At 61.1% G+C, this 13,811-nt stretch carries 15 protein-coding genes; all 15 read left to right on the top strand.

What is annotated here, in order from left to right; all coding sequences use genetic code 11:
• The first annotated feature begins 4 nt into the window (after nucleotides 1-4).
• Nucleotides 5-1,381, top strand: coding sequence for a preprotein translocase subunit SecY (gene secY, locus A3728_RS12650; RefSeq protein WP_067924155.1), 1,377 nt, complete (start codon nucleotides 5-7; stop codon nucleotides 1,379-1,381).
• A complete protein-coding gene (locus tag A3728_RS12645; protein WP_067924153.1) occupies nucleotides 1,378-2,025 on the top strand; it encodes an adenylate kinase in 648 nt (215 codons plus the stop codon). Before secY ends, A3728_RS12645 begins: the two co-directional genes overlap by 4 nt.
• A 241-nt stretch (nucleotides 2,026-2,266) precedes the next feature.
• Nucleotides 2,267-2,635, top strand: coding sequence for a 30S ribosomal protein S13 (gene rpsM / locus A3728_RS12640; RefSeq protein ID WP_067924151.1), 369 nt, complete (start codon nucleotides 2,267-2,269; stop codon nucleotides 2,633-2,635).
• 15 nt (nucleotides 2,636-2,650) lie between these two features.
• On the top strand, nucleotides 2,651-3,040 hold the full coding sequence (rpsK, locus tag A3728_RS12635) for a 30S ribosomal protein S11 (RefSeq protein ID WP_067924149.1): 390 nt from the start codon (nucleotides 2,651-2,653) through the stop codon (nucleotides 3,038-3,040).
• A 114-nt stretch (nucleotides 3,041-3,154) separates the two neighbouring features.
• A complete protein-coding gene (locus A3728_RS12630) occupies nucleotides 3,155-4,171 on the top strand; it encodes a DNA-directed RNA polymerase subunit alpha (RefSeq protein ID WP_067924145.1) in 1,017 nt (338 codons plus the stop codon).
• 128 nt (nucleotides 4,172-4,299) lie between these two features.
• Nucleotides 4,300-4,719, top strand: coding sequence for a 50S ribosomal protein L17 (gene rplQ / locus A3728_RS12625; RefSeq protein ID WP_067924143.1), 420 nt, complete (start codon nucleotides 4,300-4,302; stop codon nucleotides 4,717-4,719).
• 191 nt (nucleotides 4,720-4,910) lie between these two features.
• Complete coding sequence (locus A3728_RS12620; RefSeq protein ID WP_067924141.1) at nucleotides 4,911-6,251, top strand: replication-associated recombination protein A; 1,341 nt, start codon at nucleotides 4,911-4,913, stop codon at nucleotides 6,249-6,251.
• A gap of 31 nt (nucleotides 6,252-6,282) precedes the next feature.
• Entirely contained in the window at nucleotides 6,283-6,663 is a 381-nt protein-coding gene (crcB, locus tag A3728_RS12615) for a fluoride efflux transporter CrcB (protein ID WP_067924139.1), read from the top strand.
• Nucleotides 6,660-7,709, top strand: a complete 1,050-nt coding sequence (locus tag A3728_RS12610; RefSeq protein ID WP_067924136.1) for an RluA family pseudouridine synthase — start codon at nucleotides 6,660-6,662, stop codon at nucleotides 7,707-7,709. Before crcB ends, A3728_RS12610 begins: the two co-directional genes overlap by 4 nt.
• Nucleotides 7,706-8,389, top strand: coding sequence for an HAD-IA family hydrolase (locus A3728_RS12605; RefSeq protein WP_067924133.1), 684 nt, complete (start codon nucleotides 7,706-7,708; stop codon nucleotides 8,387-8,389). The genes A3728_RS12610 and A3728_RS12605 overlap by 4 nt, the downstream gene beginning before the upstream one ends.
• The gene (locus tag A3728_RS12600) at nucleotides 8,386-9,102 is read left to right on the top strand and encodes an ATP12 family chaperone protein (protein ID WP_067924130.1); all 717 of its coding nucleotides are present in this window, start codon (nucleotides 8,386-8,388) and stop codon (nucleotides 9,100-9,102) included. Before A3728_RS12605 ends, A3728_RS12600 begins: the two co-directional genes overlap by 4 nt.
• Before the next feature lie 178 nt (nucleotides 9,103-9,280).
• A complete protein-coding gene (locus A3728_RS12595) occupies nucleotides 9,281-10,297 on the top strand; it encodes an amino acid ABC transporter substrate-binding protein (protein ID WP_067924129.1) in 1,017 nt (338 codons plus the stop codon).
• Between the two features lie 127 nt (nucleotides 10,298-10,424).
• Nucleotides 10,425-11,663 (top strand): amino acid ABC transporter permease, encoded by a 1,239-nt coding sequence (locus A3728_RS12590; protein ID WP_067924126.1) that lies wholly within the window; start codon nucleotides 10,425-10,427, stop codon nucleotides 11,661-11,663.
• 1 nt (nucleotide 11,664) lies between these two features.
• On the top strand, nucleotides 11,665-12,969 hold the full coding sequence (locus tag A3728_RS12585; protein WP_067924123.1) for an amino acid ABC transporter permease: 1,305 nt from the start codon (nucleotides 11,665-11,667) through the stop codon (nucleotides 12,967-12,969).
• 13 nt (nucleotides 12,970-12,982) lie between these two features.
• Entirely contained in the window at nucleotides 12,983-13,774 is a 792-nt protein-coding gene (locus tag A3728_RS12580) for an amino acid ABC transporter ATP-binding protein (RefSeq protein ID WP_067924120.1), read from the top strand.
• Nucleotides 13,775-13,811: the final 37 nt, after the last annotated feature.

Here is a 13,811-nt window from a genome sequence, read left to right as displayed (position 1 = left end):
CACAATGGTATCTGCTGTCGAGAACATGGCCGCCAACACCAGCTGGTCCGCGCTGGGTAAGGCGACCGATCTTCGCAACCGAATCCTGTTCACGCTCGGCCTTCTGATCGTCTACCGGCTGGGAACCTTCATTCCCGTTCCGGGCATCGACGGTTCTGCGCTGCGCGAGTTCATGGCAAGCGCGGGGCAGGGGATCGGCGGCATGGTTTCCATGTTTACCGGTGGTGCTCTGGGCCGGATGGGTATCTTCGCCCTCGGCATCATGCCCTATATCTCGGCCTCGATCATCGTTCAGCTTCTGACCTCGATGGTGCCGTCGCTGGAACAGCTAAAGAAAGAGGGCGAACAGGGGCGCAAGAAGATCAATCAGTATACGCGCTACGGTACGGTGGCGTTGGCCACGTTGCAGGCCTATGGCCTCGCCGTCAGCCTCGAAGCGGGGGATATCGCCGCCGACCCCGGCCTTTACTTCCGTCTGTCCACCATCATTACCCTTGTCGGCGGTACGATGTTCCTGATGTGGCTGGGTGAACAGATCACCGCACGCGGTATCGGCAACGGCATTTCGCTCATCATCTTTGTGGGCATTATCGCCGAGGTTCCGGCGGCCATTGCGCAGTTCTTCGCCTCGGGCCGGTCGGGCGCCATCAGCCCTGCTGTCATCGTGGGCGTGCTGGTCATGGTGATCCTGACGATCATGTTCGTCGTCTTCATGGAGCGCGCACTGCGCAAGATCCACATTCAGTACCCCCGCCGCCAGGTGGGCATGAAGATGTATGACGGCGGGTCCTCTCACCTCCCCGTCAAGGTCAACCCGGCGGGCGTCATCCCCGCGATCTTCGCATCGTCGCTTTTGTTGCTGCCGGTCACGATCAGCACATTCTCGGGCAATTCCACCAATCCGGTGATGTCGTGGATGCTGGCCAACTTCGGCCCCGGTCAGCCGCTCTATCTGCTGTTCCTCGTCGCGATGATCGTGTTCTTCGCGTATTTCTACACGTTCAACGTCAGCTTCAAACCCGATGACGTGGCGGAGAACCTCAAGAACCAGAACGGCTTTGTCCCGGGTATCCGCCCCGGCAAGCGTACGGCGGAATACCTCGAGTACGTGGTGAACCGCGTTCTCGTTCTGGGTTCCGCCTATCTTGCAGCCGTCGTTCTGCTGCCTGAAATTCTGCGCGGGCAGTTCGCCATTCCCTTCTATTTCGGGGGCACCTCGGTACTGATCGTTGTCTCCGTCACGATGGATACAATCCAGCAGGTCCAAAGCCATTTGCTGGCCCATCAATACGAAGGTCTGCTTGAACGTTCTCAACTGCGCGGTAAAGGTGCAGGGAGAGGCAAAGGTACACGCAAGAAACGGAGCCCGGTACGTCGATGAATATTATTCTGCTTGGGCCTCCGGGCGCCGGGAAGGGCACGCAGGCGCGGCACCTTGTTGAAACACGGAACATGGTACAGCTTTCCACTGGCGACATGCTCCGCGAAGCCAAGGACAGCGGTACCGAGATGGGCAAGATGGTCGCCGACGTGATGGCACGTGGTGATCTGGTCACGGACGAAATCGTGATCGGCCTGATCCGCGAAAAGCTCGAAGCTGGTGGCGACCAAGGCGGCTTCATTTTTGACGGTTTCCCTCGGACCCTGATGCAGGCCGTTGCACTCAAGGATTTGCTGGCTGAGATGGGGCAGAAGCTCGATGCGGTTATCGAACTCCGGGTCGAGGACGAAGTGCTCGTCCAGCGGATTGCCGGGCGTTCCACCTGCGGGCAGTGCGGTGAAGTCTACCACGACGTGACGAAGCCGCAGCCAGCGGATGGCAAATGCTCCAACTGCGGGGCGGCGGACTTCAGGCGCCGGGCGGACGACAACGAGGAAAGCCTGCGCAACCGGTTGATGGAATACTACAAGAAGACATCGCCGTTGCTGGGATATTATTTCGCACATGAGTTGCTGAAACCTGTCGACGGCCTCGCGCCGATCGAAGAGGTTCAGGCCTCTATCGCCTCCATCCTCGATAGCTGATCGGCGGTTGGGGGCGCGGTTTCCACAGCGTCCCTTCTATTGACGAAGGGGCGGGTTGACCTCCCCCCGAATCCGCCCTAACCAGCGCTATCTCGCAAGAGAATCGAATTGTGCGGGGCGCCGATCACGCTCCCTACAAGATCACCTGATCAGCTGTAGCCCGTAGGCAATCCGCCTCGGGCTTCACGTTGTGAAAAAAGGGTCTGGCATGACGGACCCGCAACGAAAAGGAATATGACACGTGGCACGTATTGCCGGCGTAAACATCCCGACTGCAAAGCGGGTTCCCATCGCCCTCACCTATATCACCGGCATCGGCAATTCCTCCGCCGAAGCCATCTGCGAAGCCGTTGGCATCGAAACCTCCCGTCGCGTCAATGAGCTGAGCGACGCGGAGGTGCTCAAGATTCGTGAGCACATCGATGAAAACTACACCGTCGAAGGCGACCTGCGCCGCGACACCCAGATGAACATCAAGCGCCTGATGGACCTTGGCAGCTACCGTGGCCTGCGCCACCGTCGCAACCTGCCTGTCCGTGGTCAGCGCACCCACACCAACGCTCGCACCCGCAAAGGCCCCGCAAAGGCCATTGCCGGCAAGAAGAAATAAGGGAGGGTCTGACCGATGGCACGTGAAAAGACACGCGTAAAGAAGAAGGTTTCCAAGAACATCGCCGCCGGCGTTGCGCATGTGAACTCCAGCTTCAACAACACCAAGATCCTGATTTCCGACGTTCAGGGCAATGCGATTGCATGGTCCTCCGCCGGCACCATGGGCTTCAAGGGGTCGCGGAAATCCACGCCCTACGCCGCCCAGATGGCCGCCGAGGACGCGGGCCGCAAAGCGCAGGATCATGGCGTCAAGACATTGGAAGTCGAAGTGCAGGGCCCCGGTTCGGGTCGTGAATCCGCGCTGCGCGCTCTGGCTGCTGCCGGGTTCAACATCACCTCGATCCGTGACGTGACCCCGATGGCCCACAACGGCTGCCGTCCGCCCAAACGCCGCCGCGTCTAAGCGACAGGACTGTCAACAGGGGCTGCGCCACGTGCGCGGCCCCGAAACGCTTTTTTGAAACCTCGAGCGTTCGTGCCGTTTGGACATGAGGCACGGACAAGAATGGAGGGACGCATGATCCATAAGAATTGGGCTGAACTGATCAAGCCGACACAGCTGGACGTGAAGCCGGGCAATGACCCCGCACGCCAGGCGACCGTTGTGGCGGAACCGCTCGAGCGGGGCTTCGGCCTGACCATGGGCAACGCCCTGCGCCGCGTGCTGATGTCCTCGCTGCAGGGTGCCGCCATCACATCCGTTCAGATCGACAACGTTCTGCACGAATTCTCTTCGGTCGCCGGTGTGCGCGAAGACGTGACCGACATCATCCTGAACCTCAAGGGCGTGAGCCTGCGCATGGAAGTCGAAGGGCCGAAGCGTCTGTCGATCTCAGCCACTGGTCCCGGCGTCGTCACGGCCGGCGACATCAGCGAATCCTCCGGCATCGAAATTCTGAACCGGGACCACGTGATCTGCCACCTCGACGATGGGGCGGACGTTTACATGGAACTGACGGTCAACACCGGTAAGGGCTATGTCGCTGCCGACAAGAACAAGCCCGAGGACGCGCCCATCGGTCTCATCCCGATCGACGCGATCTATTCGCCGGTCAAGAAGGTGTCCTATGACGTGCAGCCGACCCGTGAAGGTCAGGTGCTCGACTATGACAAGCTGACCATGAAGATCGAGACCGACGGCTCCATCACGCCCGATGACGCGGTGGCCTTTGCCGCACGCATCCTGCAGGACCAGCTTGGTATCTTCGTCAACTTTGACGAGCCCGAGTCCGCGTCCCGTCAGGATGACGACGACGGTCTGGAGTTCAACCCGCTGCTGCTGAAGAAAGTGGACGAGCTCGAGCTTTCCGTGCGGTCGGCAAACTGCCTGAAGAACGACAATATCGTCTACATCGGCGACCTGATCCAGAAGACCGAAGCGGAGATGCTCCGCACCCCGAACTTCGGCCGCAAGTCCCTGAACGAGATCAAGGAAGTGCTGTCGGGCATGGGTCTGCATCTCGGCATGGACGTCGAGGACTGGCCGCCCGACAACATCGAGGATCTGGCGAAGAAATTCGAGGATTCCTTCTGATATTCACTGCGGCGGGTCATACCTGCCGCAGCGTTTCCGGGCCTCTGGCCCCAAGGAGAGCCCAAGACACGCATCGCGGGCCGGACAAAGCAAAACAGCCCGTAGAGGGCAACATTAGGAGATAGAACATGCGTCACGCACGTGGATACCGCCGCCTCAACCGCACACATGAGCACCGCAAGGCGCTTTGGGCGAACATGGCAGGCTCGCTCATCGAACATGAGCAGATCAAGACAACCCTGCCCAAGGCCAAGGAACTGCGCCCGATCATCGAAAAGATGATTACGCTCGCCAAGCGGGGCGACCTGCACGCGCGCCGTCAGGCCGCGTCGAAGCTGAAGGAAGACCAGTACGTCGCGAAGCTGTTCGACGTGCTGGGCCCGCGCTACAAAGACCGTCAGGGTGGATATGTTCGCATTCTGAAGGCCGGTTTCCGGTATGGTGACATGGCACCGATGGCGATCATCGAATTCGTGGACCGTGATCGTGACGCGAAAGGTGCCGCCGACAAGGCGCGCGTCGCGGCTGAGGCCTCTGCCGAGGATTGATCAACCGGGGCAACCCGTTTGCTGGAAAGCCCCGCTTTGCGGGGCTTTCTGCTTTTTTGCCTTCGGCGAGGATTTTCAACCATTTGGAAGGGCGCTGACCAGCAGGTGGCGTACCTACGCAAGATGGGGAATACGTAGTAGTAACGAAGCACGGTTGGCCGGACGCGGCCATGTGCAGACCGGAGTGGGATATGGCGGACCTGTTTGACAGCCAGATGAACGAAGGGGTCCCGGAACGGGGGGCAGGCCATCGGCCCCTTGCCGACAGGTTGCGACCCAAGAGCCTGTCCGAGGTGATCGGGCAGCCCGGTGTCATCGGCCCGGAGGCTCCGCTGAGCACTATGCTGGCCTCGGGGGCGCTTTCCTCGTTGATCTTCTGGGGTCCGCCGGGCGTTGGAAAGACGACCATTGCACGCCTGCTCGCTGATGAAACCGATCTGCATTTCGTGCAAATCAGTGCCATTTTTAGCGGGGTTCCCGAACTGCGCAAGGTCTTCGAGGCGGCCAAGCTGCGTGCTGCAAAGGGGCAGGGGACGCTGCTTTTCGTCGACGAGATACATCGCTTCAACAAGGCCCAGCAGGACAGTTTTTTGCCGCATATGGAGGATGGCACCATCCTGCTGGTAGGGGCCACGACCGAGAATCCGTCATTCGAGCTTAATGCCGCGGTCCTTTCCCGCGCGCAGGTGCTGGTGCTGGAACGGCTGTCAGTCGAAAGCCTCGAACAGCTTGCCATCCGGGCGGAAGAGGAGCTTGGCCGGTCGCTGCCCCTGACCGCCGAGGCGCGTTCCGCCTTGTTGGAAATGGCCGACGGGGACGGGCGCGCCTTGCTGAACCTAGTTGAGCAGATCGTGAGCTGGGATGTCGCTGACCCCCTCGATACAGGGGCGCTTTCGACGCGGCTGGCCCGCCGGGCCGCGCAATACGACAAATCGGGTGACGCTCATTACAACCTCATCTCTGCCCTGCACAAATCGGTGCGGGGGTCTGACCCGGATGCCGCGCTCTACTGGCTTGCACGTATGCTGGAGGGGGGCGAGGACCCGCGTTATCTCATGCGGCGGATCACCCGCATGGCGGTGGAGGACATCGGCCTCGCCGATCCGCAGGCGCAGGCCATTTGCCTGCAGGGCTGGGAAACATATGAACGCCTCGGCTCCCCCGAAGGGGAGCTGGCGCTGGCGCAGGCGGTTCTCTATCTCGCACTCGCGCCGAAATCCAATGCCGCTTACGTGGCCTACAAGGCCGCGCGCAAGTCGGCGCGCAAGACCGGATCAGCGCCACCGCCGAAGCATATCATGAATGCGCCCACCGGCCTGATGAAAGAGCAGGGCTACGGTGCCGGCTATGCCTATGACCATGACGCGGAGGACGCGTTTTCAGGCCAGCATTATTTCCCCGACACCATGGATCGCGTCGCGTTCTACGCCCCGGTCGAACGTGGTTTTGAGCGCGACCTGAAGAAGCGGACGGAATATTTCGCGCGGTTGCGCAGCAAGCGGTCCAATACGGACCGGTCGTCCGAAACTTGACATCCAGCAGCGCAGGGACGATGGACCGCCTATGTTCATAACGCTTACACTCGTGGCACTCGGCGGGGCGATCGGCGCCTCTCTGCGGTACCTTTTCGGCGTCGCCGTCTACAGGATGGGTGCGACGGGGGATTTCCCCATCGCGATCCTTTCGGTGAACGTCATCGGTTCCTTTTTGATGGGGGCCTTCGTCATCTTCGCGGCCCAGCGGGGGCTGACGCATTTGTCGCCCTTCGTAATGACGGGTATCCTTGGTGGCTTTACTACGTTTTCCGCTTTCTCGTTGGAAACGGTGACCCTGCTCGAACGCGGGCAGGCGGCATCGGCCCTTGTATATGTCACGCTGTCCGTCGGGCTTTCGATCATGGGGCTGATGGCCGGGGTGCTCATCATGCGGGGATTGCTGACATGAGCCGGGTCCAGACCAGAACCGTGGAAGACGGCGAGGGCGACCAGCGTCTTGACCGATGGTTCAAGCGACAGTTTCCGCAGATTTCGCAAGGTCGGCTGGAAAAAATGTGCCGAAAGGGCGAGATACGCGTCGATGGGGGGCGGGTTAAGGCCGCCACACGGCTCGAGGTCGGCCAGCAGGTCCGTATCCCGCCGTTGCCCGACAGCGATGCACCGCCCCCACCCAAACGCACCCGGATCAGTGACGCGGACGCCAAGTTCATCCGAAGCTGCGTGATCTATCGCGATGATCATGTGATCGCGCTCAACAAGCCGCCGGGGTTGCCGGTGCAGGGCGGATCGGGGCAGTCCGACCGGCATGTGGATGCCTTGGCCGACGCGCTGTGCTTCGATCTGGATGAGAAGCCGCGCCTTGTGCACCGGCTGGACAAGGATACGTCGGGCGTGTTGCTGATGGCGCGGACGCGGGCTGTGGCGGCCGATCTGACCGCGAGTTTCCGGCATCGCGAAACCCGGAAGATTTACTGGGCGGCGGTCGCGGGCGTTCCGCACCCCAAGAACGGCACGATCAAGTTCGGGCTGGTCAAGGCCGGGGGCCATGGGTCGCGCGGCGAGGGGGAGAAGATGCATTGCATCCATCCCGCCGAAGTGGACACGACCGATGGCGCCAAGCGCGCGACGACGGATTATGCCGTGCTGGCGCAGGCGGCGAACCGCACCTGCTGGTGCGCGTTGATCCCCGTCACCGGCAGAACGCATCAGCTGCGCGCGCATATGGCTGAAATCGGTCACCCTATCGTGGGGGATGGCAAATACGGCGGCTCGGGGCAGGACAATCTCGGCGATGGCTGGGGCGCACAACTGGGTGGCGACATATCCAAGAAGCTGCATTTGCACGCCCGTTCGCTGACGCTGGAACATCCGGTAACAAAGGCGCGGCTGAACCTCACGGCACCTCTGCCCGATCACATGGCGCGGACCTGGGACACGTTTCAATGGCTTGCGTCGGATGTGCCCGCCGACCCCTTCGAAGAGGGCTGGGCGTGACGGCACCCCTGCGGCTGGTGATTTTCGACGTCGATGGCACGCTGGTGGACAGCCAGTCGGATATCGTCGCGGCGATGGGCCATGCCTTTGCCGCCTGTTCGCTGCCCGCACCCGATCGTGCCGCGGTTCTGTCGATCGTTGGCCTCTCGCTTGACCGGGCCATGGCTGTGCTGGCACCCGATGTCCCGGCGCATCTGCACGTGGCGATGGAGGCGGCCTACAAGGATGCCTATGTGGATCTGCGGGCGCGGACTGGGGTTGCCGAGTCCTCCCCGCTCTATCCCGGGGCGCTGCAGACTCTGGAACAGCTCGCCGCGCGGGACGACGTGCTGCTGGGCGTCGCTACCGGTAAATCGCGGCGCGGGCTCGACCTGTTGCTTGAGGCGCATGGACTGGGCCGATTTTTCGCAACCCGGCAGGTCGCGGATTTCCATCCTTCAAAACCGCATCCTTCGATGATCCTTGAGGCGATGCGCGAAACCGGGGCGGCGCCCGCTGATACGGTGATGGTTGGCGATACGAGTCTCGATATGGATATGGCCGCCGCGGCGGGTGTGACAGGAATCGGGGTGAGCTGGGGCTACCATCCGGTGCAGAACCTCACGGCAGCCAGCCGCATCGTTGACGGGTTCGATACCTTGCTGCCCGCGCTGGAAGAAACATGGAAGGTTGCCGCATGAGCGATTGGAAGGCGAAACGTTTCTGGAAAGCGGCAGAAGTCGTTGCCGCCGACGAAGGCTTTGCCGTCGAGCTTGACGGGCGGCCCATTCGGACACCTGCGAAAAATCCGCTGACCATGCCCACCCGCGCAATGGCAGAGGCCGTTGCATCCGAATGGATGGCGCAGGACGGCGTCATCGATCCACGCACCATGCCCGCCACGCGGACGGTCAACGCCGCCGTTGACAAGGTCGTCCCCCAGCATGCGGAAGTGGCCGAGATGCTGGCGGCTTACGGCGATGCGGACCTGCTGTGTTATCGCGCAGATGGGCCGGAAGAACTGGTCGCCCGTCAGCAGGCGCAATGGGACCCATACCTCGACTGGGCGCGGCAGGACCTGGGGGCCGATCTTTCGCCCCGCACGGGAATCATGCACGCCCCGCAGGAGGCAGACGCCCTTGCCGCCCTGTCGCGACGGACCCATGCATTGAACGATTTCGAGCTGGCCGCGTTTCACGATCTTGTGTCTCTTTCCGGCTCGCTCGTTCTGGGATTTGCCGCAGCACTGGGCGCGGGAAAGGCAGAGGAAATCTGGACCGTATCGCGGCTTGATGAACTCTGGCAGATCGAACAATGGGGGGCCGACGAAGAGGCGGAGGCCCTGGCCGAAGTGAAGCGGCAGAGCTTTCTTCACGCCAAACAGATGTTCGATCTTGCAAAAAAGGACGGTTGAGAGCGGCTCTTGCGACGTAAACCGGGGCAGATTCACCGATCCGACACTTGACCTCCGATCCCAATTCCGACCACAGTGCTGACCACTGAGCAGGAACAATTCTGCCAGTATCGCCTCCGGCGCCCCGGTGTCGGAATAACCGCCCTAAGATGTGGCGGACTATCAGGAAGAGGTAAAAATGAAAAAATCCGTATTTCTTGGCGCGCTGACCTTTGCGGGCCTCGCAGCCGGCGCTGCAGCGGCCGGAACGCTGGAAGACGTGCAAGCGCGCGGCAAGCTGAACTGCGGCGTGACCACCGGCCTGGTCGGCTTCGCCGCTCCCGATGCGAATGGTGAATGGAATGGTTTCGACGTGGCCGTCTGCCGTGCCGTTGCCGCCGCCGTTCTGGGTGACCCCACCGCCGTCGAGTTCATCCCCACCACGGGCAAGACACGCTTCACCGCGCTGGCCTCCGGCGAAATCGACATGCTGGCCCGGAACACCACCTGGACCTTCAGCCGTGACGTTGATCTGAAGTTCGACTTTGTCGGCGTCAACTACTACGACGGTCAGGGCTTCATGGTGCCTAAGGCGCTTGGCGTTTCCTCCGCGAAGGACCTCGACGGTGCGACCGTCTGCATCCAGACCGGTACAACGACCGAATTGAACCTCGCGGACTTCTTCCGCGCGAACAACATCAACTACGAGCCGGTTCCGATCGAAACCAACGCTGAAGCGCAGCAGCAGTACCTTGCCGGTGCCTGCGACGTCTACACGACGGACGCTTCCGGTCTGGCCGCGACACGCGCGACCTTTGAAAACCCCGATGAGCACACGCTGCTTCCGGAAATCGTTTCCAAAGAGCCGCTGGGCCCGCTGGTCCGCCACGGTGACAACGAGTGGGGCGACGTGGTTCGCTGGACTCTGAACGCGCTGATCACTGCCGAAGAGCTCGGCGTGACATCCGCGAACGTCGGCGACATGGCGTCCAACACCACCAACCCCGAAGTCGCCCGCCTGCTGGGCACCGAGGGCAACCTGGGTGAGATGATGGGCCTCGAAGCCGATTGGGCCAAGAAGGCGATCATGTCCGAAGGCAACTACGGTGAGATCTTTGCCAAGAACATCGGCGAAGAAACCCCCATCGGCCTCGCACGTGGTCTGAACGCACAGTGGACAGACGGCGGCCTGCTGTACTCGCCCCCGTTCCGCTAAATATCACGACCGAAGGGCGCGGATTTCCGCGCCCTTCGTACCCCATGACGACCGACAAGAACCCGAGCCACCTTCGCACTACCGATGCGCCGCATAAAAAACCGGCCGGGACACAGGGAACAGTTTCATGACGTCACTTACCGACCCCCAAAGGGGTTCGTTCCGGCTATCTTCGCTGTTGAACGATACGCGGTACCGCTCGATGACCCTTCAGGTTATCGCTGCCGTGGTCCTCGCCCTTACACTCGGGTATCTTTATTCCAACCTGATGGCGAACCTGCAGGAGCAGGGGCTCGATATCTCTTTCGACTTCCTCTACAGCCCTGCCGGCTACGACATTAACCAGACGCTGATCGACTATAACAGCCAGTCCACGAACCTGCGCGCCGCGGTCGTCGGTGTGCTGAATACCCTTCTGGTCGCATTCCTTGCCTGTGTGACCGCCACGGTCTTCGGCGTCATCGCAGGGGTGCTGCGGCTGTCGAAGAACTGGCTCGTGCGCAAGCTGATGGCCTTTTACGTTGAGATTTTCCGTAACATTCCGGTGCTGATCTGGATCATCATCATCTTCACCATCATGACGGCGGTGATGCCGGCCCCCAGCGCCTTCAGGGGGGACACGCCGTCTTCCTCGATGTTGTTCGATCTTTTTGCCTTCACCAACCGCGGCGTCTATGTCCCCGGTCCGTATTTTACCCGTGGCTTTGGCGGAGAGGACGGGAGCTGGATCAACTGGCTGCTGGTCATCGGCGTTCTGGTTGCATCCTTGTTCGCCACGCGCGCGGTTTCGGCCCGGGCGAACGACAAGCAGGCGAAAACAGGTGTACGGCCAAAGACCTTCTGGCTGAACCTCGCGATCTGGTTCGTGCCGGTGATCGTTCTTCTTTTCGCCCTCGGGCTGCAGTGGGACATTCCCGAACTGCGCGGGTTCAATTTTGGCGGTGGTATCAAGATCGGTGGCCCGCTGATTGCCCTGTGGTTCGCCCTGTCGATCTATACCGGCGCGTTCATCGCTGAAAATGTCCGTGCAGGTATTCAGGCGGTTTCCAGAGGTCAGACAGAGGCGGCCTCGGCCCTTGGCCTACGCCCCCGGCGTGTGATGAACCTCGTCGTTTTGCCGCAGGCGCTCCGGGTGATCATTCCGCCGCTGATCTCCCAGTACCTGAACATTACCAAGAACTCTTCGCTGGCCATCGCCGTCGGCTACGCCGACATCACTGCGACACTGGGGGGTATCACCCTGAACCAGACAGGCCGTGCCATTGAATGCGTGTTGCTGCTGATGTTGTTCTACCTCGTGATCTCGCTCTGCATTTCCGCGGTCATGAACGTCTACAACAATGCCATGAAGCTGAAGGAGCGCTGAGATGTCTGATACACACGCAGAATCAGTCGCTTTCGTCCGTGAAACGGCTTTGCCGCCCGTGCCTCCGCCGGTGGCGGAGCGGGGCATCTACAAATGGGGCCGGGAAAACCTGTTCGCGACGCCGCTGAACGCCCTGCTTACCGTGGCGGCGATATACGTGATCTACCTCGTGCTTGCGGGAACCTTGCCGTGGATCCTTGGCGGGGTCTGGACCACAAGCTCGCTCGCGGAATGCCGTGAAGTGCTCGACGGGCGTTCGGCTGCCTGTTTCTCGGTACTGACCGACCGGTGGAACCAGCTGCTCTTCGGGTTCAAATATCCGCCTGAGCTTTACTGGCGCCCGCTGCTCGCCTTCGTTCTGATGTTCTTGGCGGCTGCCCCGGTGTTGTTCTTCGACCTGCCGCGAAAGCTCCTGTTCTTCACGGGCATCTATCCGTTCCTTGCCTACTGGCTGATCTGGGGCGGTACGATCTGGACACCCATCGTCGCACTGCTGGGGTTCGTCGTGGGCTATTTCGTCTACGAAAAACTCGTCCATCGCAGTTTCGCGACAGGGTTCTTCGGTGGTGTCATCGCCGCGCTGGCGGTCTGGTATGTCGGCGGGCTCGCCATTCCCGACCTCGCCCGGATCACTTCGGGCCTGCGGCTCGAAGCGGTGCCGTCGCGCGATCTGGGTGGCTTCATGCTGAACATGATGCTGGGCGTGACCTGCGTTTCGCTTTCACTGCCCATCGGTATCGCACTGGCGTTGGGTCGTCAGTCCTCCATGCCGTTGATCAAATGGATCTGCGTCATCTTCATCGAGTTCATTCGCGGGGTGCCGCTGATCACGCTGCTGTTCGTGGCGAACGTGATGCTGGCCTATTTCTTCCCGCCCGGCTCCGGCGTGGACCTGTTCCTGCGGGTGGTCATTATGATCACCATGTTCTCTTCGGCCTATATCGCCGAGGTGATCCGGGGCGGGCTCGCCGCGCTTCCGAAGGGGCAGTACGAAGCGGCCGATAGCCTCGGGCTCGATTACCCGCAGGCAATGCGGCTCATCATTCTGCCGCAGGCGCTGAAGATCTCCATTCCGGGCATCGTGAACATCGCTGTGGGTCTCTTCAAGGATACGACGCTGGTATCGATCATCTCCATGTTCGATCTGGTCGGCATGATCCGTGGCCCGATCCTCGCTTCGACGGACTGGAACGGCGTCTATTGGGAACTGCTCGGCTTTGCTGCGCTGCTCTTCTTCATTGTCTGCTACGGCATCTCGCAATACTCGCAGTGGCTGGAACGCCGCCTCGCGACAGATCATCGTTAAGGAGGCCCGAAGAATGGCTGACATCGCTGAAACCCACGTGACACCCAACCCCCAGATGAAGGTCTCCGACGAAGTCGCGATCTCCATCCAGAACATGAACAAATGGTACGGCAGCTTCCACGTGCTGCGGGATATCGACCTGACAGTCTATCGCGGGGAACGTATCGTTATTTGTGGTCCTTCGGGCTCGGGTAAATCGACGCTGATCCGCTGCATCAACGCGCTGGAAGAGCACCAGAAAGGCACCATCGAGGTGGACGGCACATTGCTGTCCTCAGACCTCAAGAACATCGACAAGATCCGCTCCGAAGTCGGTATGTGCTTCCAGCATTTCAACCTCTTCCCGCACCTCACGATTCTTGAGAACTGTACGCTTGCCCCGATATGGGTTCGCAAGGTCCCCAAGAAGAAGGCCGAGGAAACAGCGATGCATTTCCTCGAAAAGGTGAAGATCCCGGATCAGGCGGATAAATATCCCGGTCAGCTTTCGGGCGGGCAGCAGCAGCGGGTGGCGATCGCCCGGTCGCTGTGCATGCGCCCCCGAATCATGCTTTTCGATGAGCCGACCTCCGCCCTCGACCCGGAGATGATCAAGGAAGTGCTCGACACCATGATCGAGCTCGCCGAAGAGGGTATGACGATGCTCTGCGTGACGCACGAGATGGGCTTTGCCCGTCAGGTCGCGAACCGGGTGATCTTCATGGATGACGGGCAGATCGTCGAACAGAACGAGCCGGAGGAGTTCTTCAAGAATCCGAAGTCGCCGCGGACCCAACTGTTCCTGAGCCAGATCCTCGGCCATTGACCGAAACCATGCGGACCGGGCGGTTTGCGCCGCCCGG

Source organism: Sulfitobacter sp. HI0040 (genome assembly GCF_001634885.1).
Classification (GTDB): domain Bacteria; phylum Pseudomonadota; class Alphaproteobacteria; order Rhodobacterales; family Rhodobacteraceae; genus Sulfitobacter.
This window is presented reverse-complemented; position numbering and strand designations above follow the sequence as displayed.

What these genes read in the sequence shown, in the direction of transcription:
- secY (WP_067924155.1), top strand. Translation starts at nt 5, where the DNA reads ATGGTATCTGCTGTCGAGAACATGGCCGCCAACACCAGCTGGTCCGCG.
- A3728_RS12645 (WP_067924153.1), top strand. Translation starts at nt 1,378, where the DNA reads ATGAATATTATTCTGCTTGGGCCTCCGGGCGCCGGGAAGGGCACGCAG.
- rpsK (WP_067924149.1), top strand. Translation starts at nt 2,651, where the DNA reads ATGGCACGTGAAAAGACACGCGTAAAGAAGAAGGTTTCCAAGAACATC.
- A3728_RS12630 (WP_067924145.1), top strand. Translation starts at nt 3,155, where the DNA reads ATGATCCATAAGAATTGGGCTGAACTGATCAAGCCGACACAGCTGGAC.
- rplQ (WP_067924143.1), top strand. Translation starts at nt 4,300, where the DNA reads ATGCGTCACGCACGTGGATACCGCCGCCTCAACCGCACACATGAGCAC.
- A3728_RS12620 (WP_067924141.1), top strand. Translation starts at nt 4,911, where the DNA reads ATGGCGGACCTGTTTGACAGCCAGATGAACGAAGGGGTCCCGGAACGG.
- crcB (WP_067924139.1), top strand. Translation starts at nt 6,283, where the DNA reads ATGTTCATAACGCTTACACTCGTGGCACTCGGCGGGGCGATCGGCGCC.
- A3728_RS12610 (WP_067924136.1), top strand. Translation starts at nt 6,660, where the DNA reads ATGAGCCGGGTCCAGACCAGAACCGTGGAAGACGGCGAGGGCGACCAG.
- A3728_RS12600 (WP_067924130.1), top strand. Translation starts at nt 8,386, where the DNA reads ATGAGCGATTGGAAGGCGAAACGTTTCTGGAAAGCGGCAGAAGTCGTT.
- A3728_RS12595 (WP_067924129.1), top strand. Translation starts at nt 9,281, where the DNA reads ATGAAAAAATCCGTATTTCTTGGCGCGCTGACCTTTGCGGGCCTCGCA.
- A3728_RS12590 (WP_067924126.1), top strand. Translation starts at nt 10,425, where the DNA reads ATGACGTCACTTACCGACCCCCAAAGGGGTTCGTTCCGGCTATCTTCG.
- A3728_RS12585 (WP_067924123.1), top strand. Translation starts at nt 11,665, where the DNA reads ATGTCTGATACACACGCAGAATCAGTCGCTTTCGTCCGTGAAACGGCT.
- A3728_RS12580 (WP_067924120.1), top strand. Translation starts at nt 12,983, where the DNA reads ATGGCTGACATCGCTGAAACCCACGTGACACCCAACCCCCAGATGAAG.